At 71.3% G+C, this 25,570-nt stretch carries 18 protein-coding genes; 4 read left to right on the top strand and 14 right to left on the bottom strand.

Translation table 11 applies throughout. The features are described from left to right. Positions 1 to 197: 197 nt before the first annotated feature. A complete protein-coding gene (locus tag ACIGWZ_RS16500) occupies positions 198 to 1,772 on the top strand; it encodes a hypothetical protein (RefSeq protein ID WP_400065049.1) in 1,575 nt (524 codons plus the stop codon). Positions 1,773 to 1,840: 68 nt separating this feature from the next. Here the strand turns inward: ACIGWZ_RS16500 and ACIGWZ_RS16505 are convergent, their stop codons facing one another. The 9 genes from ACIGWZ_RS16505 to ACIGWZ_RS16545 all read right to left on the bottom strand — a co-directional run bounded on the left by ACIGWZ_RS16505 (position 1,841) and on the right by ACIGWZ_RS16545 (position 12,318). Beyond that, positions 1,841 to 3,499, bottom strand: a complete 1,659-nt coding sequence (locus tag ACIGWZ_RS16505) for a CocE/NonD family hydrolase (RefSeq protein WP_400065051.1) — start codon at positions 3,497 to 3,499, stop codon at positions 1,841 to 1,843. 161 nt (positions 3,500 to 3,660) lie between these two features. Continuing rightward, complete coding sequence (locus ACIGWZ_RS16510) at positions 3,661 to 4,746, bottom strand: hypothetical protein (RefSeq protein ID WP_400065053.1); 1,086 nt, start codon at positions 4,744 to 4,746, stop codon at positions 3,661 to 3,663. 106 nt (positions 4,747 to 4,852) lie between these two features. Next, positions 4,853 to 5,065, bottom strand: a complete 213-nt coding sequence (locus ACIGWZ_RS16515) for a hypothetical protein (protein WP_400065055.1) — start codon at positions 5,063 to 5,065, stop codon at positions 4,853 to 4,855. Positions 5,066 to 5,102: 37 nt separating this feature from the next. Then, positions 5,103 to 6,305 carry an XdhC family protein gene (locus tag ACIGWZ_RS16520; protein ID WP_400065057.1) on the bottom strand — a complete coding sequence of 401 codons (1,203 nt, stop codon included), beginning with the start codon at positions 6,303 to 6,305 and terminating at the stop codon, positions 5,103 to 5,105. 46 nt (positions 6,306 to 6,351) lie between these two features. Continuing rightward, complete coding sequence (locus tag ACIGWZ_RS16525; protein WP_400065059.1) at positions 6,352 to 8,559, bottom strand: xanthine dehydrogenase family protein molybdopterin-binding subunit; 2,208 nt, start codon at positions 8,557 to 8,559, stop codon at positions 6,352 to 6,354. Beyond that, positions 8,556 to 9,545, bottom strand: a complete 990-nt coding sequence (locus tag ACIGWZ_RS16530) for an FAD binding domain-containing protein (RefSeq protein WP_400065061.1) — start codon at positions 9,543 to 9,545, stop codon at positions 8,556 to 8,558. The genes ACIGWZ_RS16525 and ACIGWZ_RS16530 overlap by 4 nt, the downstream gene beginning before the upstream one ends. Beyond that, complete coding sequence (locus tag ACIGWZ_RS16535) at positions 9,532 to 10,050, bottom strand: (2Fe-2S)-binding protein (protein ID WP_400065063.1); 519 nt, start codon at positions 10,048 to 10,050, stop codon at positions 9,532 to 9,534. The genes ACIGWZ_RS16530 and ACIGWZ_RS16535 overlap by 14 nt, the downstream gene beginning before the upstream one ends. 241 nt (positions 10,051 to 10,291) lie before the next feature. Beyond that, positions 10,292 to 10,753 (bottom strand): hypothetical protein, encoded by a 462-nt coding sequence (locus tag ACIGWZ_RS16540; RefSeq protein WP_400065065.1) that lies wholly within the window; start codon positions 10,751 to 10,753, stop codon positions 10,292 to 10,294. 44 nt (positions 10,754 to 10,797) lie between these two features. Then, on the bottom strand, positions 10,798 to 12,318 hold the full coding sequence (locus ACIGWZ_RS16545) for a HEAT repeat domain-containing protein (protein ID WP_400065067.1): 1,521 nt from the start codon (positions 12,316 to 12,318) through the stop codon (positions 10,798 to 10,800). A gap of 345 nt (positions 12,319 to 12,663) precedes the next feature. Between ACIGWZ_RS16545 and ACIGWZ_RS16550 the strand changes: the two genes are divergently transcribed. Further along, positions 12,664 to 13,773, top strand: a complete 1,110-nt coding sequence (locus ACIGWZ_RS16550) for a PP2C family protein-serine/threonine phosphatase (protein WP_400065069.1) — start codon at positions 12,664 to 12,666, stop codon at positions 13,771 to 13,773. Positions 13,774 to 13,857: 84 nt separating this feature from the next. Here the strand turns inward: ACIGWZ_RS16550 and ACIGWZ_RS16555 are convergent, their stop codons facing one another. After that, a complete protein-coding gene (locus ACIGWZ_RS16555; RefSeq protein ID WP_400065411.1) occupies positions 13,858 to 14,616 on the bottom strand; it encodes a lipase family protein in 759 nt (252 codons plus the stop codon). 369 nt (positions 14,617 to 14,985) lie between these two features. Here ACIGWZ_RS16555 and ACIGWZ_RS16560 point away from each other — a divergent pair, with 369 nt between their 5' ends. Next, entirely contained in the window at positions 14,986 to 17,784 is a 2,799-nt protein-coding gene (locus tag ACIGWZ_RS16560; protein WP_400065071.1) for a SpoIIE family protein phosphatase, read from the top strand. Positions 17,785 to 17,788: 4 nt separating this feature from the next. Here ACIGWZ_RS16560 and ACIGWZ_RS16565 read toward each other — a convergent pair whose 3' ends face one another. Next, positions 17,789 to 18,937: a PP2C family protein-serine/threonine phosphatase gene (locus ACIGWZ_RS16565; RefSeq protein ID WP_400065073.1), complete on the bottom strand. Its 1,149-nt coding sequence runs from the start codon at positions 18,935 to 18,937 to the stop codon at positions 17,789 to 17,791. Positions 18,938 to 19,372: 435 nt separating this feature from the next. Here ACIGWZ_RS16565 and ACIGWZ_RS16570 point away from each other — a divergent pair, with 435 nt between their 5' ends. Then, the gene (locus ACIGWZ_RS16570) at positions 19,373 to 19,969 is read left to right on the top strand and encodes a Type-2Aa cytolytic delta-endotoxin (protein ID WP_400065075.1); all 597 of its coding nucleotides are present in this window, start codon (positions 19,373 to 19,375) and stop codon (positions 19,967 to 19,969) included. 60 nt (positions 19,970 to 20,029) lie between these two features. On the opposite strand, the gene ACIGWZ_RS16575 is transcribed toward ACIGWZ_RS16570, so the two are convergent. The 3 genes from ACIGWZ_RS16575 to ACIGWZ_RS16585 all read right to left on the bottom strand — a co-directional run bounded on the left by ACIGWZ_RS16575 (position 20,030) and on the right by ACIGWZ_RS16585 (position 25,420). Next, entirely contained in the window at positions 20,030 to 21,190 is a 1,161-nt protein-coding gene (locus ACIGWZ_RS16575; protein WP_400065077.1) for an LCP family protein, read from the bottom strand. Between the two features lie 53 nt (positions 21,191 to 21,243). Then, on the bottom strand, positions 21,244 to 23,370 hold the full coding sequence (locus ACIGWZ_RS16580) for a bifunctional polysaccharide deacetylase/glycosyltransferase family 2 protein (RefSeq protein WP_400065078.1): 2,127 nt from the start codon (positions 23,368 to 23,370) through the stop codon (positions 21,244 to 21,246). A 1,141-nt stretch (positions 23,371 to 24,511) separates the two neighbouring features. Continuing rightward, positions 24,512 to 25,420, bottom strand: a complete 909-nt coding sequence (locus ACIGWZ_RS16585) for an aldo/keto reductase (protein ID WP_400065080.1) — start codon at positions 25,418 to 25,420, stop codon at positions 24,512 to 24,514. Positions 25,421 to 25,570: the final 150 nt, after the last annotated feature.

Genomic DNA, 25,570 nt, shown 5'->3' on the forward strand with positions numbered 1-25,570 from the left:
GAGGTTGAACATCGAACAAGGGAAACAACGCCTGGCTGATTCACGCTCTGAACCGACGCCGCGGCGCGGGTCGGCGAAGAGAGTGACTGCCGCGCGCCCCTGACCCGGGGCGCGCTCATGGCTCACGATGAGCCTCCGTGACCGGACAACGCGACATCTATACATACCCAATATACGCCGCGTGTATAGTTCCCGGCATGTCTCTTGACCTCGACTCCGGAGCCGCCGCTCTCGGCCGACGGGCCGCCCGGGCCCCCGTGGAAGCACACCGGTGGCGGGGCTGGGCGGCTCCCGGAGTGCCCGCGCTGCTGGCACTCGCGCTGGGATCGTGGGGACTGTTCCGGCAGGGCGCCATATGGCGGGACGAGGCCGCGACATGGGCGGTGGCCGAGCGGTCCATACCCGAGATATGGCACACGATCGCGCACGTGGACGTCGTCCACGGGCTCTACTACTTGCTGATGCACGCCATATTCACGGTCTTCGGGGCGAACCTGCTGGCGCTTCGGCTGCCGTCGGTCCTGGGCCTGATCATCGCCGCGGCGGCCACCGCGGCGACCGGCCGCAGGCTCGCCGGACCCCTGGGTGGTCTCGCGGCCGGGCTGGTGGTGGCGCTGGTCCCGGCGATGCAGCGCTACGGGCAGGAGGGGCGCTCCTTCACGCTGGTGACGGCGGGGGTGGCGGTGGCGACCTGGCTACTGGTGGGCGCGGTGTGCCCGGCGGGGCCCGCGAGTGCGCGCGACGGCCGCGGGCGGCGGATCGCGTGGGGGTGGCGCTGGGCCGGCTACACGACGGTCATGGTCGGTGCCGCACTGCTCAACTGGCTCTCGCTCTTCGCGCTGGCGGCCCACGGTGCGACCGTCGCGATCGCCTGGCGCGCCGGCCGACGCCCGCTGCTGGCACGGTGGTCGGTGTCCGCCGCGGTGGTCGTCTCGGCGACGCTGCCGCTCATTCTCGCCAGCCGCCCGCAGTCGGGCCAGGTGGCGTGGATTCGGCCCGCCTCGGCTGCCAGCTTGCTGGGGGTGACCGTCATGCTGGTGGTCGCCCTGGCCTGTGCCCGAATACCGCGTCGCGAGGGTACGGAGCTGTCCCAGGTCTCGGTGGGGCTGCCGCTGCTCGCCGTGCCGCAACTCGGGCTGCTGCTGGCCTCCTGGCTCATCCAGCCGCTCTACTCCGACCGCTATGTGCTCTTCGCCTACACCGGGCTGGCGCTGCTCGTCGGTCCGGCCGTCGCCTGGGGGGTGCAGACGGCGGTGGCGCACGGCCGGACCCGGGGCCGTCGTTGGGGGCGGGTGCGCGCCGAAGTACCGCTCGCCGGGGTCGTGGCGGTGGCGTTCCTCGCGCTGCTGCCCCTGGAACTCGGCCTGCGGGCCCCGACGAGCCGGACGGACGACGTACGGGTGACGGCCGCCAAGGTCGCGGCGCTCGCCCGCGCGGGGGACGGCGTCGTCTTCATCCCCGACCAGCGGCGTGACACCGCACTCGTCACACCCTCCGCGTTCCGGGGACTCGACGATGTCGCGCTGGTCGAGAGCCCCATCGCCTCCGGAACCCTGTACGGCATCGAGGCCGCACCCGCGCGCATCCCGACCGCCATGCTGGCCCACAAGCGCATCGTCCTCGTCAGCGACATCACCGACACCGGCGGCTCCGCGGCGGCATCGGCGTCCCGCGACCGCGCCAAACGCGCCGTCCTCGCCCGGCACTTCACCCCCCTCACCTCCGCCGAGACCGGGGGGCGCCGCATAACGGTGTACGAGAGGGCGCGGTGACGGGCGCATCGATGCGCCCTGACGGCCCCGGCGGAGGCGTGCGGTAGCGACGGCGCGAAGCCGGCACGTCAGCGCAGCGGCAGCACCAGTGCGGACGGGTCGGCCGAGGTGGAGCCGAACGCCACACCGCTCCCCCGCGGCGTACTGCCTCCGTACAACGGGTCCTTGGTGTCCACGACCAGCGCCAGCCGGTGTCCGGCAGGCAGGTCGTACGCGGCGGCGAAGAGCGAAACGTCCAGCGGGAAGGCGCGCCCCGGCTGCTTGCCGGACCAGCTCTGCGGGCCGTGCGAGATCAGCTTCCCCACCCCCAGGGCGTTCACGTCGTAGAGGTAGGCGATCACCGTGCCCCGCGCTGCGGAGGCCGTGACCTGGGTGTGCAACCGCGCGGCGCCGCGGAGGTGTTGCGCCGCCGCGGTGGGCGCCGACTGCCACACGGCGGCGGACCTGCGGGGCAGCAGCGGGACGAGGACGGTCGGCGGCAGGCCGACGGTCTGGTCGAGGAGCCCGGACAGTTCGGGGACCCCGCCGTTCGCGCCCGAATCCGTGCCACCGACGACCGGCTTCCGCCAGCCGGTCGCGGCCGCGCCGCCGAGCGCCCCGGTGCCCAGCCGATTCGGGTCGCCCAGCCGCAGGCGTTCGGTCCGGGAACTGACCGCGCGCCAGTCCGGGTAACTCTCGTGCGTGCCGGTCGGCCGGACCTCCAGTTCCACCGGCTGCCGTCGGCCCTCACCGCCGCCGGTGCCCTTGAGGTGATGATCGAGCCACTTGCGCGCGCTCGCCCAGGTGGCGTTGTCCAGCCCCAGCAGGCTCGTCAGCTCCTGTGTGGCGTGGTCTCCGGGGCGCAGTTCCAGGCGCTTGGGGACGGTCAGCCGCTGGTAGAAGGCGGTCATCTGGCTGGGGTTGAAGATGCTGTCGCCCCAGGCGTTGGCGAGGAAGACGGCCGTGCCATGGGCGTTGATCCGGTCCACGTACGCGGCCGGGGACCTGGTGTGCGCCCAGGCGACGACCTTGGGCAGGTCGCGATCGGCGAAGAGGTCCGCCAGGATCCGGGCGAACTCCGGGCTCCTGCGGCCGGTGGGTGCCTGGACGGCGGCGAGCAGGGCGGCGGCCTGGAGGTGCCGGGTCCGTCCGCTGTAGAGCGAGTCGGCCAGGTCGGCCCAGCCGCTCATCGCGGCGACCGCCTTGATCCGCGGATCGAAGGCGGCGCCCATCAGCGTGAGGCCGCCGCCCAGGGACAGCCCCACCATGCCGATGCGCTGCCGGTCGGCGGGTGTGTGGGCCAGGGCCCAGTCGATGACCGCGGACACATCGGCCACGTCCTTGCGACCCGCCACATCGACCTCGCCGCCGGAGCGCCAGAAGCCGCGCACGGTGTAGGTCACGGCGATATAGCCGTCGGCGGCCAGTTGCTTGCCCTGGGCGATGTACTCCAGGTCGTTCTGTCCCCAGCTGGCGGGCTGCACGACCAGCGGGTAGCGGCCCTTCCGGTCGGCGCCGGGCGTGCCGGGAGCGGGGGTGAACACGTCGGCCTTGAGGACGGTGCCGTCCTTCATCGGTATGTCGGCCAGCCGGAAGGAGGGCGCGACGGTGGTGACGGCGGGGCGGGGGGCCGCCGACGCGGGCCCCGTGGCGAGGACGCCGCCCAGAGCAAGTGCCGTGACAAGTACGGCAGTTGTCACCTTCCGCCGGCCGTGGTGTCTGCCGGTGGTACGGCGGGATCGCGCCATTGGTGCTCCATCATGATCTGACCGCGGCGCCACAGCGGCACCCGTCCGGTGCGGTGGTTCGGAGCGTACGGGCGCAGCATCGACCCTGGTGAGACGATGATCAGCCAAAATTACTCGCGGGTAACGGGTCTTGTGGGCCGCGCCGTCGGGCACGGTGGCGGCTACCCGGCGGGGCGGCGGTCGACCGGGGTGAGCGGGGTACGGATGGACACCGCCGTACGGCGCGTCCCGGACCACGGGGCCGGTACCGCCTCGATGTCGCGCGCCAGGCGGTAGGCGAGCGCCTCGTAGTTGACCCGCCAGCCACGGAAGTGCGGCCATGCCTCTTCCGGCGTGCGCTCCATCGGATAGCCCTGAGCCGCCATCCGCTCCACGCCGCGCAGGAAATCCTCGTAGCCCAGCCGTAGCGCGTCGTCCGGGTGGGGATCGCGGTCGTACGGGATGCCCTCGATGTCGGCGATCTCCCGCAGGCAGACAAAGCCCGCCCGCAGCGCCATCCGCACCTCGGCATCCGGCTGCGAGGGGTTGAAGGACAGCCGCAGGGCGGCGGCGTCCAGCACGGACAGCAGGGCGATCAGCCAGTTGCGGGTCGCCTTCGGGGAGCGGAAGTGGATCAGGATCGGGTAGGTGGTGTGGCTCTCGCTCACCCCGGCGCTCCACCGCTCCCAGTTGCGGAAGAGTTCGGTGAGGTTGTCCACCAGCTCGACCTGCGCATAGCGGGCGAGGATCTCCGGCCCCCATGGCGGGCCCCCGGCGCGGGCCTGCAGCAGGGTGACCTCGGTCTCCCTGCGCTGGTAGGCGCCGTAGAGCGCCGGCAGATAGCCCACTTGCAGGCCGATCACGATCGGGCCGGTGGCGGCGGCGCAGAAGTCGATGGCGTTCAGCGTGACGCGGTTGCCGCCGGCGAAACCGAGCGTGAAGAGCGAGGAGCCCGATTCGACCAGCGCCTCGGTGATGCCGAGCCGGCTCACCGCCGCCTCCAGCAGGGCATAGCCGACCATGAAGGACGCCAGCCAGCTGATCAGGGTGACGACGATGGCCAACGGCGCCATGGGGGCGAGCATCCGGTCCTTGGCCTCGGCGGTCGGCAGACGGTCGGCCACCAGCTGGAACGGCCAGTGGACCAGGCGCTGGACGACCCGGGTGAAGCCGGAACGCGTCGGCCGCGGAATCACCAGCGAGTGCAGCACCGAGGAGAAGATCCCGAGCACGATGACGGCACCGCACACACCCAGCAGTGGACGCACCGCAGTCCGCTCCTTCCTCCGCACCCGCCTCGACGAGGGAAGCGTACGGGGCACCCTCCTCGCGGCGGCGCCGACCCGGCGGCACGGCTGCCACGGGGTGCGCAGGTCAGTGCTGCGCCGTGAGGAGCCGGCCGCACTCGCCGAACCGGCCGACAGGTACGGCGTCCCTGTGCTGTCGGACGAGATCCATGCGCCGCTCGTCCTTCCCGGAGCCGCGTTCGTCCCGTTCCTGACGGTGCATCTCGGAGTGCTCGCCACGGTCGCCGCGTTCAACGAGGGTGAGCCATGGCTCGCCGATGTCCTGGACCTGCTCGACCACAACCGGAGGCTGCTGGCGGACCTGCTGACGCAGCTGCTCACCGCAGACCCTCACCGAGGCCCTCACCCGTATCGCCGACGCCACTTGAGAGACCCGCCCCTCGCGAGGGCAGGCGGCTGAGCCGCGGGCGCGTGTGCGCTTCGGTGGGGCGGTGGATGGGGGTGCGCGCGGCCGAGAGAGCGGCTCCGCTGCCGCCGCGGCGGTTGGCGACGATCTCCGCGGCGATGGACAGGGCCGTCTCCTCCGGCGTACGGGCGCCGAGGTCGAGGCCGATCGGGCTGCGGAGCCGGGCCAGTTCGACGTCGGTGACGCCGGCCTCGCGCAGCCGCTGGTTGCGGTCCTCGTGGGTGCGGCGTGAGCCCATGGCGCCGACGTAGGCCACCGGGAGTTTCAGGGCCAGTTGGAGGAGCGGTATGTCGAACTTGGGGTCGTGGGTCAGGACGCACAGCACCGTACGGGAGTCCACCTCCGTCGCCTCCAGATAGCGCTGGGGCCATTGGACGACGAGCTCGTCCGTCTCCGGGAAGCGGGTCCTCGTCGCGAAGACGGGCCGCGCGTCGCAGACCGTCACGTGGTAGCCGAGGAACTTCCCCACCCGCACCAGCGCCGAGGCGAAGTCGATCGCGCCGAAGACGATCATGCGCGGAGCCGGCACGCTCGTCTCGACGAGCAGCGTCACCGGGCGGCCGCAGCGGCTGCCGTCCTCGCCGATGACGACGCTGTCCGTGCGGCCCGCGTCCAGCAGCGCGGCCGCCTCGTCGGCCGCGGTCCGGTCCAGTCCGGGGTGACCGCCGAGGGTCCCCTCGTACGCACCGTCGGGACGTACGAACAGGGCGTGGCCCAGCAGATCTGCTGGGCCGTCGGTGAGGGTGGCCAGGGCCGCGGCCTGGCCTCGCGCGGCGGCCGCCAGGGCGGTGGGGACGATCCCGCCGCGGACCCGCGTGACCAGCACATCGATGATGCCGCCGCAGGTCAGGCCCACCGCGAAGGCGTCCTCGTCGCTGTAGCCGAAGCGTTCGCGCACGGCTTCGCCGTCCTCCAGGACCTGTTGGCACAGTGCGTACACCGCGCCCTCCACGCACCCTCCGGAGACCGACCCGATCGCCGTGCCCGCACCGTCCACGGCCAGCGCGGCGCCCGGCTGGCGGGGCGCGCTGCCGCCGACGGCCACCACGGTGGCGACGGCGAACTCGCGGCCCTCCTCGGCCCAGCGATTCAGCTCGTCGGCGATGTCGAGCATCTCGGTCTCCCTTTGCCGGGCACCGCGCGGCCGGCCGGCGGCGCGGTCACATCACCGCATCGAGGGTGATCGGCAGGGAACGGATCCGCTTCCCCGTCGCGTGATAGATGCCGTTCGCCACCGCGGCCGCGATGCCGGCGAGGCCGATCTCGCCGATGCCCTTGGTGCCGATCGGGCTGCCGCGGTCCGGTCCGCCGACGAACACGACGTCCATGTCGGGGATGTCGGCGTTGACGGGGATGAGGTAGTCGCCGAACGTCCCGTTGGCGATCCGGCCGCTGGGGGCGTCGGTGACGGTGTCCTCGAACAGCGCCATGCCGATCCCGCCGACCGTTCCGCCGACGATCTGGCTACGGCTGGTCTTCTCGTTGAGGATGCGGCCGCCGTCGATCGCGGACACGATCCGGGCGATACGGATCAGGCCCAGGTCCGCGTCCACCCGGACCTCGACGAACTTGGCGCCGAAGGCTCCCGCCAGCGCCATCCCCAGGTCGTCCTGGGAGGCCGGTGTGCTGGAGCCGCCGGCCGTCAGCTCCGGCAGTCCGTGCCGGCTGAGGATGTCCGTGTACGACTCCCCTTTCGCGGGCTGCCCGGCCAGGTGGATGCGGCCCTCGGTGACGTCCACCATGTCGGCCGAGGCGCCGTGCAGCGGGGAGTCGCCGTCCGTGCCGGCGAGGCCGACGAACAGCCCGATGAGCCGTCGGCAGGCATCGCGGACCGCGTTGCCCAGCGCCGCCGTCAGACCGGAGCCGCCGGCCTGGGGCGCGAAGGGCATGTCGGAGTCACCGAGGTCGAACCGGACCCGGTCCAGGGCGAGGCCCAGGCACTCCGCGGACAGTTGCGCCATCACGGTGTACGTTCCGGTGCCGATGTCGGTTGCCGCGCTGCACACCAGGGCGCTGCCGTCGCGGCTGACCGTGGCCTGCGCACGGCAGTCCGTCGCGTACCACGGGTAGCTGACACCGGCCATGCCGTACCCGACGAGCCAGTTCCCGTCCCGCAGGGAGCGGGGCTCGGGAGGGCGGGCCGACCAGCCGAACCGCTCCGCGCCGACTTCGTAGCACTCGCGCAGCGCATTGCTGGACCAGGGCAGCCCCGACTTCGGGTGCACATCGGCGTAGTTGCGCATCCGCAGCTCCAGCGGATCCATGCCCAGGACGTAGGACAGCTCGTCGAGCGCGGACTCCAGAGCGAAGTTGCCCTGTGCCTCGGCGGGCGCGCGCATCGACGTCGGATCGGGGATGTTCAGCCGGGCCTGGCGATCCTGGGTGCGCACATGGGGGCACTTGTAGGCGAAGCCCGACCCCGCCGCGAACGGCTCGAAGTCGTCGTCCTCCATCGCCGCCGAGGAGATGCTGCGGTGGTCGATGCCCACCAGCTCCCCGTTGCGGGTGGCTCCCAGCGTGATCCACTGAACGCCCTTGGGGCGGTGCCCCACCGAGGTGAACATCTGCGGGCGGGTGAGGACCAGCTTGACGGGCCGCTGCAACAGGCGGGCGGCGGCGACGGTGAGGATCACATGCGGCCATACGCGCAGACCGCTGCCGAACCCGCCGCCCACATAAGGAACCAGCACCCGCACCGAACTCGCCGGCACGTTGAAGACCGTCGCCAGGGTGGTGCGCACCTGCGACGGCCACTGTGTGGTGTCGTGAACGGTCAGGCGGTCCCCGTCCCAGGCCGCGAGCGTCGCGTACGGCGCCAGCGGGTTGTTGGTGTTGTCCGGCGTGGTGTAGGTCGCCTCCACCTTGACCTCGGCCGACGCCAGCGCGGCGGCGGCGTCGCCCCGGCTGTGGTCCATTCCCCACGGATCGCTGACCTGCGTGGCCCGTGGGTCCAGGGGATCCAGCAGCGGCTCGGAGCGGTCGTACTCGGCCGCCACCAGCCGGGCGGCGGCGGTGGCCCGCTCGGGTGTCTCCGCGATCACGAACGCGATGTGCTGGCCGTGGTGCAGAACCCGGTCGTCCTGCAGCGGCGCAGGAGGTGACGGCCCGAGGTCCGTCATCGGACCCCGTTCGAGCCTGGGCATGCTGGCGTGCGTCAGCACGGCGAGCACACCGGGGGCCGCCTCGGCCGCCGCCGTGTCCATCCGCACGATCCGGCCCGCCGCGATGGTGCTCTGTACCAGCGCCCCGTAGGCCTGCCCGGGGGCGTCGAAGTCCATCGGATAGGGCGCCGCGCCGGTGACCTTGCGAGGACCGTCCACACGGTCGACCCCGGCCCCGACCACCGGAGCGCTCTTGACCGTACTCATGCCGCAACTCCCGCCACCGTCTGCAGTGCACGGACCAGGGTGCGCTGGGCCAGCTCGACCTTGAACGCCGTACCGGGCACCGTCCACGCCCCCCGCACGGCCGACTCCGCCGCCTGGCGGAACGTCGCGCGATCAGCCGGAGCGTCGCTCAGCTCACGCTCGACACCCCAGGCCCGCCAGGGCGTCGACCCCACACCGCCCAGGCCCACCCGGGCGTGCCGGACCACACCGTCGGACACCACCAGCGCCACCGCCGCCGACGTCAGGGCGAACTCGTACGACGCCCGGTCCCGCACCTTCAGATATCCCGACCTTGCCCCGGCCGGCAGCAGAGGAATGTCCACGCCGGTGATCAACTCGCCGTGCGCCAGGACGTTTTCCCGCTCCGGGCTCTCCGATGCCGTGCGGTAGAAGTCCGTCAACGGCACCGCCCGCCGGCCCGACACCCCCTGGATCCGCACCACGGCATCCAGCGCGACCAGCGCGACCGCCACATCGGAGGCATGTGCCGCGATGCACCGCTCGCTCACACCGAGGATCGCGTGCATCCGCGCCGTGTTCTCCACCGCCGCGCACCCCGAGCCGGGAACCCTCTTGTTGCACTGCGGCACGGCGGGATCGCGGAAGTAACGGCAGCGCGGGCGCTGCAGCAGATTCCCGCCGATCGTCGCCATGTTCCGCAGCTGCGTCGACGCCCCCGCCAGCAGCGCTTCCCTGACGAGGGGAATCCGGGCCGCGACCACCGGATCCGCCGCCAGCTCCTCCATCGTCACCAGCGAACCCACGTGCAGCATCTCGCCATTGGGCTCGATTCCGTGCAGCGGCAGACGCGTGATGTCCACCAGGAGCCCGGGATTCAGCACGCCGTCCTTCATCAGGTCGAGTTGCGTCGTACCCCCCGCGAGAAACGCGGCCTGCGGATCACCGGAGACCAGCCTGACCGCCTCGCCGGGATCCGCCGCCCGCACGTACTCAAGGGCGCGCATCGCCACCACCCCCCGCGGCCTCGCGAATGGCGGCCACCATGTGCGGATAGGCGCCGCACCGGCACAGGTTCCCGCTCATGAACTCGCGGATCTCCTCGTCGGAACCGGCTCGCCCCTCCTTCAGCAGCGCCACCGCGGACATGATCTGACCCGGGGTGCAGAAGCCGCACTGGAAACCGTCGTGCGCCACGAATGCCGACTGCACCGGATGCGGCCCGCCCGCCTCGCCGATCCCCTCGATGGTCGTCACGGCGCGCCCCTCGCACTGCGCCGCCAGCGACAGGCACGCCAGCACCCGCTTGCCGTCCACGTGCACCGTGCACGCCCCACAGGCCCCCTGATCACAGCCCTTCTTCGTGCCCACCAGCCCCAGATGGTCACGCAGGGCATCCAGCAGCGTCACCCGCGCATCCAGCCCCAGCGTGTACGACCGCCCGTTCACCAGAAGCGTGACCACCCGCTCACCGGGACGTGCCGCGGCTTCCCTGCCCGTCGCGTCCGCCATCGCGCGCCCTCCGAATCCCTCGGAACAACGCCGGCACCGCTCTCACACAGCCGATCCCCCGAGGGTCCCGGTCGGCCCGGAACCCGAACTGCCAAAACGCCTGGCCATAGCTGCTCTGTCACGCGGCGCGGAAGGCTCGGCCGGCTCTTCCCACGGTACGCCCGGCGATCCACCCCGGCACCATGTGTCCGGGCCGGCGCAGCCCCACCGGCAAGGTGCCCTCCGTCGCGGGACGCGAGGCCTACCGCCACACGGTCCGGCCGTCGCGAACGGTGAGCGGGCCGGGCCGTTCGTCCTCGTAGAACCTGATCCAGCCGACCTGGACGGAGCCGTCGAAACGCCGATGGAGCGCGTCGGCCTTGGTCGCCAGCCACTCGAGCAGTTCGCCGACCCGGTCGCAGTCGTCCGGGTGGATCTCCTGCCGGGCGGTCAGTGCCCAGCCCTCCGCGCGCCGGACCAGGACCGAGGTGAGCGCTCCGCCCACCTTCCATGCCTCGCCGTGCGACGCCAGGAGCGGCACCGGGTCGTTCTCCGTGACGAGTTCGCCGAGGTCGTCCTCCACCACCACCGGGAACGCGGTCACGAGGGTCAGGCTCTCCGGCTGTGCCCCCAGGCCGAGGTGCCAACGGAGTTCGGCGATCTCTCCCTCGGAGAGGTCGTCGCACAGGTCCATCGCCACCACGAGCTCATAGATGTCTGCCATGGCGGGCACCGTACCGGCGGGGTACGACACTCCGGCCGCCGGCGTCACTCGCTCACCCGGGACCGCACGAGGGCGGCCCGGTCCCCCGCGTCCTGCGGCCACGCCGCGCTCAGGTTCCGGAGCAGGTCCCGGTGTTCCTCGATCAGGTGCCGGTAGGTGAGACCGACGGCCCCCTCCAGCTGGAGCGGCAGCTCGGCGGAGCGGGTGGCGCGTACCAGGACCGCGGCCGCCTGCGGGGAGGCTTCCAGGCCGAACAGGGCGTTGAGGGCATCCGTGCGCAGGTCCATGTCCGCTGATCCGTCGAAGATCAGCCGCTCGAGCGCCGCGACGACCCGTTCGTCCGGTGACTCCCACCGCGCGAGACCGTCGGCCGCCGCCCCCACGGCGGCCTCGCGGACCGCGGCCGAAGCGTCGTGCGTGCGCAGCGCAGCGACGATCGCTGCGGCGTCCGCGGGCTCGCCGACCTCCGCCAGGATGCCGAGCGCGCTCGCATGGTTCGCGCCGGCTCCGGTCCCCGGGCTCAGCCCGGCCTCGGACGGTGCCTCGGCGAGGACGCCCCGGGCTACGGCGAGCACTTCTGACAGGTGCTCGCCGTCGTCCAGGCCGAACCGGACGAGCCCGTCGCTGTCGTGGAAGTGGTCGAGCGCGATCCCCACGGCCACCGGCTGCCCGCTGTGCAGCAGGGTGCGGAACGCCCGGCGATGGGATGTCTCGCCCGTGGGGGACCGCAGCTCACGGTGGGCCGCGCGCAGTTCCGCGCCCTCCGGCTCGCACCCTTCCCAGTACGTGCTGTGCGGGCCGTCGGCCAGCGCATCTCGGACCGTATCCGCCGCGGTGGAGCGTTCGTCCGCGGACCATTGCTCGGCGAGGCGTGCCACCAGGGTCCGGTGAGCGTAGAAGCGCGGGCCCGACGCCAGCGCCGCGGCCGCCTCCTGCCGCACCTGCCACTCCTCGTCCCCGGTCGCCCGTACCAGCGCCTCGGTCGCCTCGGCTCCGGGCGTATCGCGCAGTGCGGCGACCGCCTCCATGCGCTCGCCGCACCGCTCCACCCGGGCGGCCAGCGCGGCCAGCCGCGGATCGGGCGTCTCCTGGTCCTCCAGGATTGCGTGCGCCGCGTTCAGGGCGTTCCACCGCAGCGCCTCGTCCGGCATCCGTTCCAGAACTGCGGCGACCGTCGGCGCGTCCTCGTCCTCCAGACCGAAGCGCAGCAACGCGCCCAGGGCGCTGGCATGATTGGCGCCCGCGAAGCTGTGCTCGCCGTCGTCCTTGGGCGTGGGAGGCTCCCGGAGCAACTGCCTGGCTACGGCGAACACTTCCTCCTCGTACTCCTCCAGGGCATTTCCGCCGACATGCCGCTCCGTCATCTCGGCGCGGTCGTAGAAGTCCAGCGCAATGGCCCTGGCGACCGTGTCGTCGCTGCGCAGCAGCGTCAGGAATCCCCGGTGGAACTCCGCCGCGGTCGTCGGGGGTTTCATCGCGTCGTAGGCGTCCCGCAACTCCGGATCGTCGAAGGCGTCGTGCCAGTACCAGGACGTGAACTCCAGCAGGAAAATCGTTGTGAACACGGCCGGAGTAGAACACCCGAAGTCTCGTGGGCGCCATCGGAATTCGCCGTGGCCTCCGTCGGCGCAGGCCGGGTGCCGGGAGCGTGCCGGCCTCGTGCCCCGCGGCCTCGTCGGCGGCCGCCCGTTTCAGGGTGCGCCCGCTGAGGACGGAGCGGGTCCGCCGGGCGTCGCCGTCCACGTCACCGCCCGCCCTTCCGCGGTTGGCCGCCCTCTCGCTGTGGCGCGCGACCGCGGACGACGCATGTGCGAGGGACCCGGGAGCGGGGCTCGCCCATGGGGCACGGCGGAAGCCACCCGGTCGAGGCCTGTGCGGCGGGCCGGCCGTCACGGGTGTAAGCAGGAGATATGCGTTTCCGGCACGGCCGTACCCCCCGGCTCGGCAGGTCCTGGCGGCCGGGGCGTGGGTTGGTCATCATCCCGATCGCGATGATCGCGGCGATCACCGTGATCGACATCAACTCCCCGACGACCATTCATTTGGGCCCGTTCCTGGTCGCTGCCCCCGCCATCACCGCTTCCTTCGCCGGCCCGACACTCACCGGTGCCATCGGAGCCCTCGCCGTGGCGGCGCAGGTCGTCATCGGCCACTTGCACGGCGGTCTGATGACACCGAACCACCAGGCGCAGATCGCCGCCCTCGTCGTGATCTCGGTGTTTGTCACGCTCTTCCGCTATCTGCGCTCCCGGCACGAGCGGCAGCTGGGCCAAGTACGGTCGGTGTCCGTCGCGACGCAGCAGGTCCTGATGCGGCCGCTGCCCCGCAGGATCGGCCCTCTGTGGATCGCGTCGGCCTACCTCGCGGCCGAGGCGGAGGCCGAGATCGGCGGGGATCTTTACGCGGCGGTGCCCGCGGTGCGCGCGACCCGCCTGGTCATCGGCGATGTCCGCGGCAAGGGTCTGCCCGCGATCAATGAGGCCGCACTGCTGGTCGGGGCCTTCCGGGGATCCGCCTACCGGAATCTTCCGCTGCCCGGCATCGTGGCGCATCTGGGGAACTCCGTGTACTGGAACATCGTCCACTTCGCCGAGGGCGAGCCGGAGCACGAGGAGTCGTTCGTGACCGCGCTGGTGCTGGACATCCACGAGGACGCGCCCTGCATCAGCATGGTGAACTGCGGGCATCCGCCGCCCCTGCTGCTGCGTGACGGCAGCGTCCGGTCGCTGGAGGTGCGAGAGCCCGCACTCCCGCTGGGCCTGAGCGCCACGTCGGAGAGCGAGTACGAGGTGGAGACGTTCCGTTTCGAAGCGGGCGATCTGCTCCTGCTCTACACCGACGGCGTCATCGAGGCCCGGGACCGCGCCGGCACGTTCTACCCGCTGACCGAGCGGATCACGGGATGGAACGGGTCCGGCCCGCAGTCCCTGGTGCGGCACCTCCATGGCGATCTGCTCCAGCACGCCGGCGGAACCCTGGGCGATGACGCGGCCATGATCGCCATTGCCAGATCCCGCTGAGGCGCGCCGGCGGGCGGCGCCGCTACCGGGGAACGGCCGCGAGCGGCCCGCGTCCCCGGCCGCCGGCGCGTCGCCGCCGCGAGTTCAGCGCTGGTTCTTCTCCAGCGCGTCGACGTAGTTGTTGATGAAATGGTCGCGGACGCCGTCCGAGGCGGGCGCGAACACGTCGGCGGTGCGGCCCTTGGCGCGGTCGAGGAGGCCGCCGATCACCGGCATGGCCTCGTGCAGCTTGCCCTTGGAGTCGATGTACCGCAGGGCGTCGACATGATGGAAGACCGGCTCCGGCGGGAGCTGGGGCACGACGTCGTTGTTGTTCACGAAGCGGTACATCCGGTCGGCGAAGGCCGCGTTGAACTCCTGGGCCAGCCGCCGATCGCAGGTGCGCGGCTGGCCGAAGGTGTAGATGCCGTCGGCCGTCAGATGCGGCTCCTCGAAGTGCAGGCGGGCGCCGGCGAGCATGGCCAGCGCGCCGCCGAGGCTGTGCCCGGTGAACCAGATGGTCTGGCCGTTGTCGTGGAACTCGGCGACGGCCTCGTGGACCTGCGGCCAGATGGAGTCCAGCGCCTCGCCGAAGCCGTAATGCATGAATCCCTTGCCGCCGGGGCCGGGCCAGGGCGGAGTGCTGGCGTCGGACAGCCAGTCGCGCATTTGCGCCGGTTCCGTCCCCCGGAAGCCGGTGATGATCATGCGGTCCCCGGCAAGGGTGTACGCCTGGGTGTCCTCCAGCGGGAAGGGCGGCCGGAACCGGGTGTGGTGGTGGCGCACCCGGTCGAAGCCCCACTCGCGGGCCTTGCTCTCGATGGCGTTCTCGTCCTTGTAGGCGAGGTCGGCCGCATGGGCCATGCACAGGGCGTGGCCGAGGCTGTAGCCGGTGGCCTGGTGGTCGATCGTGAAGGCGGTCAAGGGGGTTGGCTCCTCGGGGCGACGGGGCCGACCGGCGGACGGCGCCGACGGCGGCGATCACGCATCGGCGCGTATCGACTACAGAAAGTAGCGTCCACGCGGTCCGGCGCCCTTCATTTCCCAGGCGTGGCGCCTCCGGAACCGCCCCGAAGCCACCGATGGCCGCGATGGCGACCTCAGGGAGACGGAGGCGTGGGCGCCTGACGGGATGGATGCAAGGGGCCACCCGAGGCCGGATATTGTCGTACATTCATGCGATTTCGGCGTGGTGCGTACGGGTCGCAAAGGCGCGCGAGGTACAAAAGGAACATGGCCCGATTTTCCGGCCGCTTCCCCTGGCTGCCTTCGGGGCGCTGGTTCACCCGTCGGCGCCCGGACGGCGACGGCCGGGGTGAGCTGCGTAAAGGCGCGCCGAAGCCGGCTGCGCGGCGCCTGCTCTCGCTGACGAGCGGCCGCAGCGTGGCCGGCCAGATGTTCCTTCTGCAAGTGCTGATCGTGCTGCTGCTCATCGTGGCCGCGGTGACCACGTTGGTGCTCCAGTCGCGGAGCGACAGATTCCAGGGGGCACGCGATCGCTCGCTCGCGGCGGCCGAGGCCTTCGCCCACAGCCCGGGGCTCGTGGAAACGCTGCGCGGCCGCGACCCGAGCGCGGTGCTCCAGCCGCTGACGGAGGCCGCTCGCAAACGCGGCGGCGTCGACTTCATCGTCGTCATGAACCGGAAAGGCATCCGCTATACGCACCCCAAGCCGGGGGAGATCGGGAAGCATTTCGTCGGCACCATCAAGCCTTCGCTGGACGGCCGGGTCACTCTGGAGGGCGTCAACGGCCCCCTCGGCCACGAGGTCCAGGCCGTCGTCCCGGTGACGGACGCGCACGGCAAGGTCGTGGGCCTGGTGTCGTCCGGCCTGAAGGTCAGACGCGTCAGCAGCGCCGTCGACCGGCAGCTGCCGGTCGTACTCGGCGCCGGGGCCGCCGCGCTCGCCCTGACCACGGCCGGCACCTGGCTGGCCACCCGGCGGCTGCGACGCCAGACCCACGGGCTCGGTCCGGCGGAGATGACCCGCATGTACGAACACCACGATGCGGTGCTGCACGCCGTACGCGAGGGCGTGCTCATCGTCGACGCGGACGGGCGCGTCGTGCTGGCGAACGACGAGGCGCACCGCCTGCTCGGGCTGGGCCCCGACGCGGAAGGCCAGCTCGTCTCCAGCCTCGGGCTCGCCCCCCGTACGACCGAGCTGCTCGGGTCCGGACGCGTGGTCACCGACGAGGTACTGCCGGTCGGGGACCGGCTGCTGGCGGTGAACAACAGGCCCACGGACAGGCAGGGCGGCCCGCCGGGCAGCGTGGCCACGCTGCGGGACTCCACCGAGCTGCTCGCCCTCGCCGGAAAGGCGGAAGCCGCGCAGAGCCGGCTGCGGCTGCTGTACGAGGCGAGCGTGGCCATCGGTACCACCCTCGATGTGCCACGCACCGCCGAGGAGCTGACCCAGGTCGCCGTCACCTGGTTCGCGGACCATGCCACCGTCGACCTCGCCGAACCCGTCCTGAGCGGCGAGGAGCCGCAGACGGGGTCGTACGCGGAGGCCCCGGAACTGCGCCGCGTGGCGCTCGCCGGGCTCCGCGACGACCATCCCCTCTACCGGGCGGGCGAGCTGCACCAGTACGCCGCGCCGACCCCGATGGCCACGGGCTTCGTCACCGGACAGTCCGTGCTCGTACCCGACCTGCGGACCGCCGACTACTGGCGCGCGCAGGACCCCGAACGCTTCCAGCTCGTCCTCGATTACGGGTGCCGGTCGCTCATCACCGTGCCGCTCCAGGCACGCGGTGTGCTCCTGGGGGTCGCCAACTTCTGGCGTTCCCGGGACACCGCCCCCTTCGAGGAGGGCGATCTGACCCTGGCCGAGGAGATGGCTGCCCGAGCCGCCGTCTGCATCGACAATGCCCGCCGCTTCACGCGCGAGCACGCCGTGGCCGTCACCCTTCAGCACAGCCTGCTCCCCCGGGGCCTGCCCGAGCAGAGCGCCCTCGACATCGCGCACCGCTATCTGCCCGCGCAGACCGGGGTGGGCGGCGACTGGTTCGACGTCATCCCGCTGCCGGGCGCCCGCGTCGCCCTGGTCGTCGGTGATGTGGTCGGCCACGGTCTGCATGCCGCCGCCACCATGGGCCGGCTGCGGACCGCGGTGCAGAACTTCTCCACCCTCGATCTGCCGCCCGATGAGCTGCTCAGCTTCCTCGACGAGTTGGTCAACCGCATCGACCAGGAGGTGACGGCGGCGAACGACGAAGCCACGATCGCGGGCGCCACCTGCCTGTACGCGATCTACGACCCCTCCACCGGCCGCTGCAGCCTGGCCCGCGCCGGCCACCTCCCGCCGGCGCTCGTCCATCTCGACGGCACCGTGGAGATGCTCGACCTCCCCGCGGGCCCGCCACTCGGCGTCGGCGGTCTGCCCTTCGAGGCGATGAATCTGCACCTGCCCGCGGGCAGCAGCCTCGTCCTGTACACGGACGGCCTCGTCGAGGACCGCAACCATGACATCGAGGCCGGGATGCGGAACCTCACGACGGCGCTGGCACACCCCGGCCGGACGCCCGACGAGACCTGCGAGGCCGTCCTCGGGGCCCTGCTCCCCGACCGTCAGCGCGACGACATCGCCCTACTCGTCGCGCGCACCCACCTTCTGGATCCCGAGCGCATCGCCGCCTGGGAAGTCCCCTCCGACCCCGCGGCAGTGGGCGAGGCGCGCGCGGACGTCACCCGGCAGCTCATGCAGTGGGGCCTGGAGGAGTCGGTCTTCACCACCGAGCTCATTCTCAGCGAGCTCATCACCAACGCCATCCTCTACGCCACCGGCCCGATCCGCGTACGCCTGCTCCACGACCGCAGCCTGATCTGCGAGGTCTCCGACACCAGTAGCACCTCCCCGTACCTCCGGTATGCCGCAGTGGAGGACGAAGGCGGCCGCGGTCTCTTCCTCGTCTCCCAGCTCGCGCAGCGCTGGGGCACCCGCTACACACCCGAAGGCAAGATCATCTGGGCGGAACAGGCCCTTCTGAACGCGGCGGCTCCGGGACCCGACGGCCCCGCCCCGTCATAGCGCCTTAGAGAGAGGCGGTTCGGAGGGTTCCGCCGGGGGCGATGGCGAGGATGGCCACGTCGTCGTGAAAAGCGCGCGCGTGGCGCGGCAGATCGGTGTTGAGGAAGTCGATGACATCGGCCGGGCCCGGTGCCGGCTTGCCGGCGAAGCGGTGGCCGAGCCGGTCGAGGAGCGGGTAGAAGGCGCCGGTGTCGTCCCGGGCCTCGATCAGGCCGTCGGTGCAGAGCAGCAGGACGTCACCGGGGGCGAAGGCATGGGAATAGGCGACGGGCCGATCCTCGGCCAATCCGCCCAGGCCGAGCGGCAGGGCGGGGGGTCCGATCAGGGCGGTCACCTCGCCATGGGAGATCAGGACCGGTTCGATGTGCCCGTGGTTGACGATCGTCAGCCGCTGGGCCGGGGCGTCGTACTCGATCAGGGCGGCGGTGACGAACAGCTCGTCGTCGCGGATCTCCTCGGCCGCCCGGGCCATGCTGCGTTCCATGCGCAGGGCGACGGACTGGAGGTCCCCCTGGTCGTAGGCGGCCTCGCGGAAGGTGCCGAGGAGGTCGGCGACGGTCCGTACGGCCTTCAGGCCCTTGCCGCGGACATCGCCGATGATGGCGCGCTCGCCGTTCTCGGTGGCGCGGATGTCGTAGAGGTCGCCGCCGACCATGGTGCCGACCTCACCGGACCGGTAGAGACCGGCCGCGAGCACATGGCCCACCTGGTGGGGCACCGGCCTCAGCAGGGTGCGCATCAGGGCTTCGGCCACCGAGTTGGCCCGCACCAGGTGCTGCTCCTGGCGTTGCCGGTGGGCAGCCAGCGCCACACCGAGAATGCCGACCAGGGCGGTGGCGATGTACGCGGCGACATGGTGACTCACCCAGAGCTGGTGGATGTTGCGGCCGGTGCAGCATGCGGTGCCCGCGAGAACGCCCTCGAAGACGACGGCGAAGACCGTGATGGCGGCGACGCTCACGGGACCGAGCGTGTAGGCGGCGGTCACCGGCAGGGCGACGAGCAGGGAACTCACCGGCCAGGGTGCAGGAGTCACCGGTTCGAGCACCAGGACGAACGCGACGTAGGCCAGCGGCAGCCAGCGCATCCACGCGGGCGGACGGAGCACCTCGAAGCCGTTGTTGGCCGCAAGCGCGATGCGCCTTCCGGCCAAGTGGCCATGGCCCGGGCGGGTCACGACGTGCCCCGAGGTCGTGGTGCCCGCCGGCCCGGGCGCACGCCCGGCGGCATCCCCAGCGTCGCAGGAACAGGACACGCCAACGCCTTCACCACCGTATTCCGCGACACCTTGTCCCACCGGACGGGCGTCCGCCCCGGGACCGGATGGCACGACTGTGACCGAGGGCCAGCCTGACCGAGCCGAACGGCCCGACCCGATGATTGGGCCGTCGGCGGCGTGTCATACGCCGTCCCCGGCACGCGTTCCGGACGCGTTCGGGACGGATGCGGGAGGACTCCTTCCGCGCCACGTCCGGCCCGGCATGGGACCGGTCGGTGACGTTGCCGGGCCCGGCGCACCGGCCGGGCGAGTGCGGCGGCATACTTGCCCCTCGGCGCGACGCGATCATTCCGCAGATGAGGAGCAGTCATGGCCGACCAGCCCGCCGCCGAGAAGACGACCTTCAAGACCGTCTTCGAGGTGGGCCCCACCGCCCTGGAGCAGACGCAGGGCATAGCCGACGCGTTCCAGCACGCGATCGCTCCGGCGACCGTGGACTTCGACTTCGGTGAGATCAGCCGCGCGGCGAGCGCCGTCCCCGACAGCTCGACGGTCAAGATCGTCCGCGGCTGGGGACTCCAGGAGACCGCTCCCACCGGCGTCATGGTGCTCTCGCTCCGAGAGGCGGTCCGCCAGGCGCTGACGCATCCCTTCGGCAACCCCGTCTTCTGGGAGAAGACCGAGGCCGCGCTCACCGGCGCCTTCATCGGCCTCGGCGAACAGGAGGGCACGCACCTCTCGTTCCACGGAGACGCCGCCGACAGCACGAGCTACTACTACAACCTGCTCTTCGCGCTCCAGGACGAGGAGACCGAGGACTCCGTCTACGCCATCGCCTTCTGCACCAATATCAGCGTCGCGCTGGACGCGGCGAAGGCCCGCCTGCTGACCCTCGAAGACGTCGCGCACTACTCGATCCGGCTCAACGCCCTCGCGCTGCGACAGCAGCTGCGCCCGGCGGCCTGATCGCCGCAGGGCGTGGCGCGGCGCTCGTCCCCGCCGTTCCACGCCCTGCCGCGTCGCGCGTCAGCGCCGTCCGCCCTTGACGTCCACCGGCCGGTCGTCGTTGAGCTCGCCGAACAGCCGCCGCGCCCGCGCCTCGTCCCAGAGCACGGCGCTGCCCTTGGAGGTGGGGATGCCGACGGCGGATACCGGAGCGTTGATCTGTTTGCCGCGCCCGCCCGTGACGCTGCTGATCGCCCGGAACATCGAGGTGAGATCCAGCAGACCGGTGTCCCGGTCGACAACGAGCGTATCCAGCCCGGCGTTCAGGGCGGCGTAGACCGCGAACGGGTTGAGCACGGTGCCCGGCGCCCCGGCCCGGTGGGCGAGCGCCGACAGGAACTTCTGCTGATTCCGGGTGCGGCCCAGGTCGCCCTGGGCCTCCTGGTGGCGCTGGCGGACGAAGGCGAGCGCGGCGGCACCGTCGAGGGTCTGACAGCCCTTCTTCAGATCGGCGCCCGATTTCTTGTCCTTCAGGTCCCGGTCGAGGCACATCGGGACCCCGTCGACCGCGTTGACGAGATTCACGAAGCCCGCGAAGCCCACCTCCACATAGTGGTCGATCGTCAGGCCGGTGTTGTGCTCGATGGTCCGCACGAGCATCTTGGGGCCGCCGAGCGCGAACGCCGCGTTCAGTTTGTTCTTCGCCGGGGGGTGACGCTTGCCGGTCATCGGGCTGGTGTAGCCCGGGATCGTCAACCACGAGTCACGGGGCAGGCTCACCATCGTGGTACCGCCCGAGCCGGTGTGCAGCACGATCATCGAGTCCGTGCGTCGGCCGCCGGCCGCTCCGGTGTGCAGATCCCGCTTCTCCCGGTCGGTGAGGCCTTCGCGGCTGTCGGATCCGACGAGGAGATAGTTGGTTCCCTTGCCGGTCCGGTGCCGCTGCTCCGGCGCGCCGAGATCGACGTCGCTGTTGAGCTTGCTCTCGGCCCAGGCCAAGGTCCCGGCCGGTATGGCCAGAAGTGTGACGAGCAGGGCCAGGGCCAAGCGCCGCAGTGGCCGCCGTCGCCGGGAGCGGTGCCGGCGCCGCGGGGCGTGGCCGGAAGCACTGCCGCGCTGCCGGCCCTCCCCCGCGAGGTGATCCGCCCGGCCACCCGCCCCGTACCCGGCGGGCCCGCCCCGTCCCGCGGCGGTGGTGTCGCTCGTATCGCTGGAGGCCCACCGGCCCAGCGGGTCGCTCATGTCCTCACTCTCCCCGGTCACTTGGTGGGTCACTGGGTCGGTCATTCGGTCGGTCACTTCGGGGTCAGGGTGGTCGAGTACGGGACGGGCTCCTTGAGCAGATACTGGGTGGCGCTGCCGGAGCGCTGCATGCGGTGCCACTTCAGCCGGGTGCCGAGCAAGGCGGTCACCACGGACTGGATGACCACGAGATACAGCAGCTGCCGGTAGAAGAACAGCTGGAGCGGCAGTGCCCACAGCGCACGGAGCTTTTCGTGGTCCAGCCGCAGCGCGTACCCCGCGGTGACCAACTGGACGACGAGGAAGCCCAGCCACACCCCGACGGCCTGCGCCGTGTCCCCGAAGCACACCCCGTACAGGGCGAAGACATCGACGACCGGCGCGAACAGCGGCAGGACGATCTGGAACAGGGCGAGATAGGTGAGCCCGCGGCGGCCGAAGCGCCCGGCCGGCCCGACTTCCACCACGGCGTGGCGGTGCTTCCACATCGACTGGAGGGTTCCGTAGCACCAGCGGTAGCGCTGTCGCCACAACTGGCTGAAAGTTTCCGGCACTTCGGTCCAGGCGATGGCGGTCTCCTCGTAGACCACTCGTCGGCCCACCCGCCACAGCGCCATGGTGAGATCGGTGTCCTCGGCGAGGGTGTCGTCGCTGATCCCGCCGATGGCCGTCAGCGCGTCCCGGCGGAAGGCGCCGATGGCACCGGGAACCGTCGGCATGCACTCGAGCACCTCGAACATGCGGCGGTCCAGGTTGAACCCGAGGACGTACTCGAGGTGTTGCCATCGGCCCAGCAGACGGCGCCTGTTGCCCACCTTGGTGTTGCCGCTGACCGCTCCGATGGTCGGGTCGGCGAGTGGCTGGATGAGCCGGTGGAGGGCGTCCGGCTCGAAGACCGTATCCGCGTCGATCATGACGATGATCTCGCAACGCGCGTAGCTCAGGCCCGTGCTGAGCGCGCCGGGTTTACCGGAGTTGGGCTGTTGCACCACGGTCACCCGCACGTCGTCGATGCCGCGGGCGATCTCCGCGGTCCGGTCCGTGGACCCGTCGTCGATGACGATGATCTGCAGCTCCCGGTGCGTGGAAGCGAGGAGTGAGCGCACCGTGGCCTCGATGCCCGCCTCTTCGTTGTGCGCGGGAACCAGCACCGTCACCGGATCGGTCACCTTGCGCAACAGGGCCGCGCCGGACCGGTGTCTGTGCCGTCGGCGCACATGGACGCGGGCGAGGACGGCGAGCAACACCAGCCGGAGTACGCCCAGCCCGCCCGCGATCCCCAGCGCCCACGTCATCGAGCGCGCGAAGCGGTGCCCGATGGACTGCGTCCACATCAGCGCCTCGCCCTGCGCACGCTCGGGCAAGGAAGCCTGCGTGGTCAGCGAGGACCGGCCGAGCCCGCCCGTGACGGTGGTGAACCGTGCCACGTCGGGATCGGACAGCAGCTTGTTCGCCTCCTGGTATCCCAGAGCGGTGTTGCTGAACTGCCGTACCACTCCCTGTGGGGGCTTACGGGAATGGTGGGTGGCGGCGACGAGGAGATACCCCTGGTCGGAGGCGCGCCGTGCGGCGGACCATTCGGCACCGCACATCGTGTCGGCGGTGGTGGTGTGCGGCAGCCGCAGCAACCGGGTGTTGATGTCCGCGGATCCCGCCAGGGCGGTCTGCGTGAGGGCGAGCTCCAGCCGGGAGCGGACGGGCGAGGCGCTGCCCAGGTCGCCGCCGGTGTAGGTGTAGGAGCCGATCTCGTGGCCCTCGTCGCGGATCCGACGCACCAGGTCCGGATGGCGGGCCGCCTGGTTTCCGTAGAGGAAGAAGGTCGCGTGCGCACGGTGGTCGTGCAGCAGGTCGAGCAGCCGCGGCGTCCAGACCGGGTCCGGTCCCCCGTCGAAGGTGAGCGCGGCGGTCCGGAGCGGCATCCGTGCGGTCTCGGCGGTGTTGCCGCTGACGCGCAGGACGGGGTCTCCGTTGTCCGCGGACTTCGGTATGGGACTCGTACACGCACGCCTGGTCCGGGCTCCGTCGACCTCGTGGGTGGTCCACCCTTCGAAGAGCAGTGACATGGCGACTATGGGGAGGATCAGCAGCAGGAGCAACCAGTGCCAACGTGGGGGGCGGCTGAGCGCGTGCCGCCCCTGTCCTGACAACGCCACAATGGGCCCTTTCTGTCGAGGAGACATGCCTCGCGGCGAGGCGGGCGCCCGCGCCGGCGCGCCATGGCGGCAAGCGCGGACGGACGCGCCTCGGGCGGGACCGGGGAGGCTTCACACCCAGCAGGGGGAGCTCACCGGTCCGGCGCTTCTCACGGGGCAGGAGCGGTCTCGGCGTGGGCCCGGGACGCGTGGTGGTCAAGGGGCACGGCCGGCCCGGGGACACCGGAGCGCGCGGGCGGGCGGGCGCCGTTGGAGGCACCGGGCTCATGGCGTGCGGAGTGCTCCGGGAGCGGATCGGCCTTTCTCGGCGCCGGCTTTCCGGCCTGCTGCAGGAGGCCGCCGAACACGACGACGAGGAGCACGAGATATCCGGTGCATATGCACCCTACGGTCAACGCTGCGTGGCCCATGAAGCGTCGACGCCGACCTGAGGCGTCGACAAATACGGGACGATTCCGTTGCTTACCGGGGCGACTGCTGTGGGGGGTAGCGGTTCGCATGGAGCGTGAGTGTAACCAGTTACCCACGAAGGAGAATAGGAAAGATCTTGTCCCTCCTCGCCTTCACCACCCTACGACAAGAGCATTGGCACGAGAACGAGGGCCGCACTCCTACCCCGCAATTACGCTCTCACTCGCCAACATACCTATTCACGCGCTCCAGTGCCCCGCACCGGCCCGGGTCAAGGCCCTCATGGCCGTCGCCGGGCTTCTCCGAGCCCTCGCAAGTCCCTCTTCACGTACGCCCCGGGGCCCTTCACGCTCCTCCCGCCGACCGATGCCTACTGTGAAGTAACTCACGCTGCCCGACGGCGAAAACGAGCGTGACCACCGGCCACTACGCGCCATGTTCCGTTTGGCCCCAGCTGCTCCGGAACGGGTCAATTGCGCACTCCCTGCACCGACTTGCCGGCGACTCGCTGTCGGCCTGCCGGGGACTCGGTATCGCGACACCCTCCCGGCGCGACCCCGCGTTCGGCGATGCGGCACGACCGGTCGCCCCCGACACGGCCACCCTCCGCCCTGGCCGCATTGATCGACTCACCCCCCCGTAAATCCCCCACACCCTTTCCCGCCGAGAATGCGGACAACTCAACCTCCCGAATACGCCATTCCATAGTGCGGGGTGCGGACGCCGAGAACGCCCGCCCTTCATTCCGCCCGGCATATCAGTCTGCGGAGTGCCCGAGGGAATCGAGAAGCTCGAGTTCCTCCGCCGTCAGGTGCAGTCCGCCCGCTGCCATATTGTCGACGAGATGGTCCGGATTGCCCGTGCCGGGAATGACCAGTACGTGCTTGCCCTGTTGCAGGGTCCATGCCAGGCGTAGGCGTGCCGGTGATACGCCATGCGCACGGGCGAGGGCGAGGAGCCGTTCGTGCTCGGAATGGACCGCTCCCGCTTCTCGTCCCGCGCCGGCAATGGAGAAGTAGGGGACGAACGCGATGCCGCTTTCGCCGCAGGTGCGGAGCATCTGCTCGCCGCTGCGGGCGTCGATGCCGTAGCGGTTTTGCACGCACACCACGGGTGCGATCGCCTGGGCCTCGACCAGGTGCTCCGGGCGGGCGTTGGAGATGCCCAGGTGGCGGATGAGTCCGGTGTTGCGCAGCTCGGCGAGGGCCCCGAAGTGCTCGCTGATGGAGTCCTGGCCCATGATGCGCAGGTTGACGACGTCGAGGTGATCGCGGCCGAGCTGGCGCAGGTTCTCCTCGACCTGGCCGCGCAGTTGGTCGGGCCGCGCCGGGGTGGTCCACGCGCCGGAGGCATCCCGGGCGGGACCGACCTTGGCGGCGAGGACCAGGTCATCGGGGTACGGCGCCAGCGCCGAGTTGATCAGCTCGTTGGCGGAGCGCAGCCGGGAGAAGTAGAACGCCGCGGTGTCGATGTGATTGACGCCGAGTTCGACCGCGCGGCGCAGCACTTCGACCCCCTGGCTGCGCGCGCGTGGAGTGCCTTCGTGAAAGGCGGAGCTGCCGGTCAGCCGCATGGCACCGAATCCGATCCGGTTGACCGTCAGGCCTCCGAGCATCCAGGTGCCCGCCACCTCCGCGGATACCTTGTCCGAGGTCGTCTCTCCCATCGGTTCCTTTCGAACAGCCCCTCGCCCCTGGACGGTTCGAGGTGGTGGGGAGAGGAGTATGCCCAGGTGAACGCCGTGACGAAAAGGCACAGGGGGGTGGGTGAACATCACAGCGAAACCGGGAATCCGTACGTGGGAAGCCGGGTTGTC

Origin of the sequence: Streptomyces sp. NPDC053427, assembly GCF_044544985.1 — a bacterium.
Lineage (GTDB): Bacteria > Actinomycetota > Actinomycetes > Streptomycetales > Streptomycetaceae > Streptomyces.

Coding starts and splice junctions, on each gene's coding strand:
- ACIGWZ_RS16500 (WP_400065049.1), top strand. CDS start 198: ATGTCTCTTGACCTCGACTCCGGAGCCGCCGCTCTCGGCCGACGGGCC.
- ACIGWZ_RS16505 (WP_400065051.1), bottom strand. CDS start 3,499: ATGGCGCGATCCCGCCGTACCACCGGCAGACACCACGGCCGGCGGAAG.
- ACIGWZ_RS16520 (WP_400065057.1), bottom strand. CDS start 6,305: ATGCTCGACATCGCCGACGAGCTGAATCGCTGGGCCGAGGAGGGCCGC.
- ACIGWZ_RS16525 (WP_400065059.1), bottom strand. CDS start 8,559: ATGAGTACGGTCAAGAGCGCTCCGGTGGTCGGGGCCGGGGTCGACCGT.
- ACIGWZ_RS16530 (WP_400065061.1), bottom strand. CDS start 9,545: ATGCGCGCCCTTGAGTACGTGCGGGCGGCGGATCCCGGCGAGGCGGTC.
- ACIGWZ_RS16535 (WP_400065063.1), bottom strand. CDS start 10,050: ATGGCGGACGCGACGGGCAGGGAAGCCGCGGCACGTCCCGGTGAGCGG.
- ACIGWZ_RS16540 (WP_400065065.1), bottom strand. CDS start 10,753: ATGGCAGACATCTATGAGCTCGTGGTGGCGATGGACCTGTGCGACGAC.
- ACIGWZ_RS16550 (WP_400065069.1), top strand. CDS start 12,664: ATGCGTTTCCGGCACGGCCGTACCCCCCGGCTCGGCAGGTCCTGGCGG.
- ACIGWZ_RS16555 (WP_400065411.1), bottom strand. CDS start 14,616: ATGGCCCATGCGGCCGACCTCGCCTACAAGGACGAGAACGCCATCGAG.
- ACIGWZ_RS16560 (WP_400065071.1), top strand. CDS start 14,986: ATGGCCCGATTTTCCGGCCGCTTCCCCTGGCTGCCTTCGGGGCGCTGG.
- ACIGWZ_RS16570 (WP_400065075.1), top strand. CDS start 19,373: ATGGCCGACCAGCCCGCCGCCGAGAAGACGACCTTCAAGACCGTCTTC.
- ACIGWZ_RS16575 (WP_400065077.1), bottom strand. CDS start 21,190: ATGAGCGACCCGCTGGGCCGGTGGGCCTCCAGCGATACGAGCGACACC.
- ACIGWZ_RS16580 (WP_400065078.1), bottom strand. CDS start 23,370: ATGTCTCCTCGACAGAAAGGGCCCATTGTGGCGTTGTCAGGACAGGGG.
- ACIGWZ_RS16585 (WP_400065080.1), bottom strand. CDS start 25,420: ATGGGAGAGACGACCTCGGACAAGGTATCCGCGGAGGTGGCGGGCACC.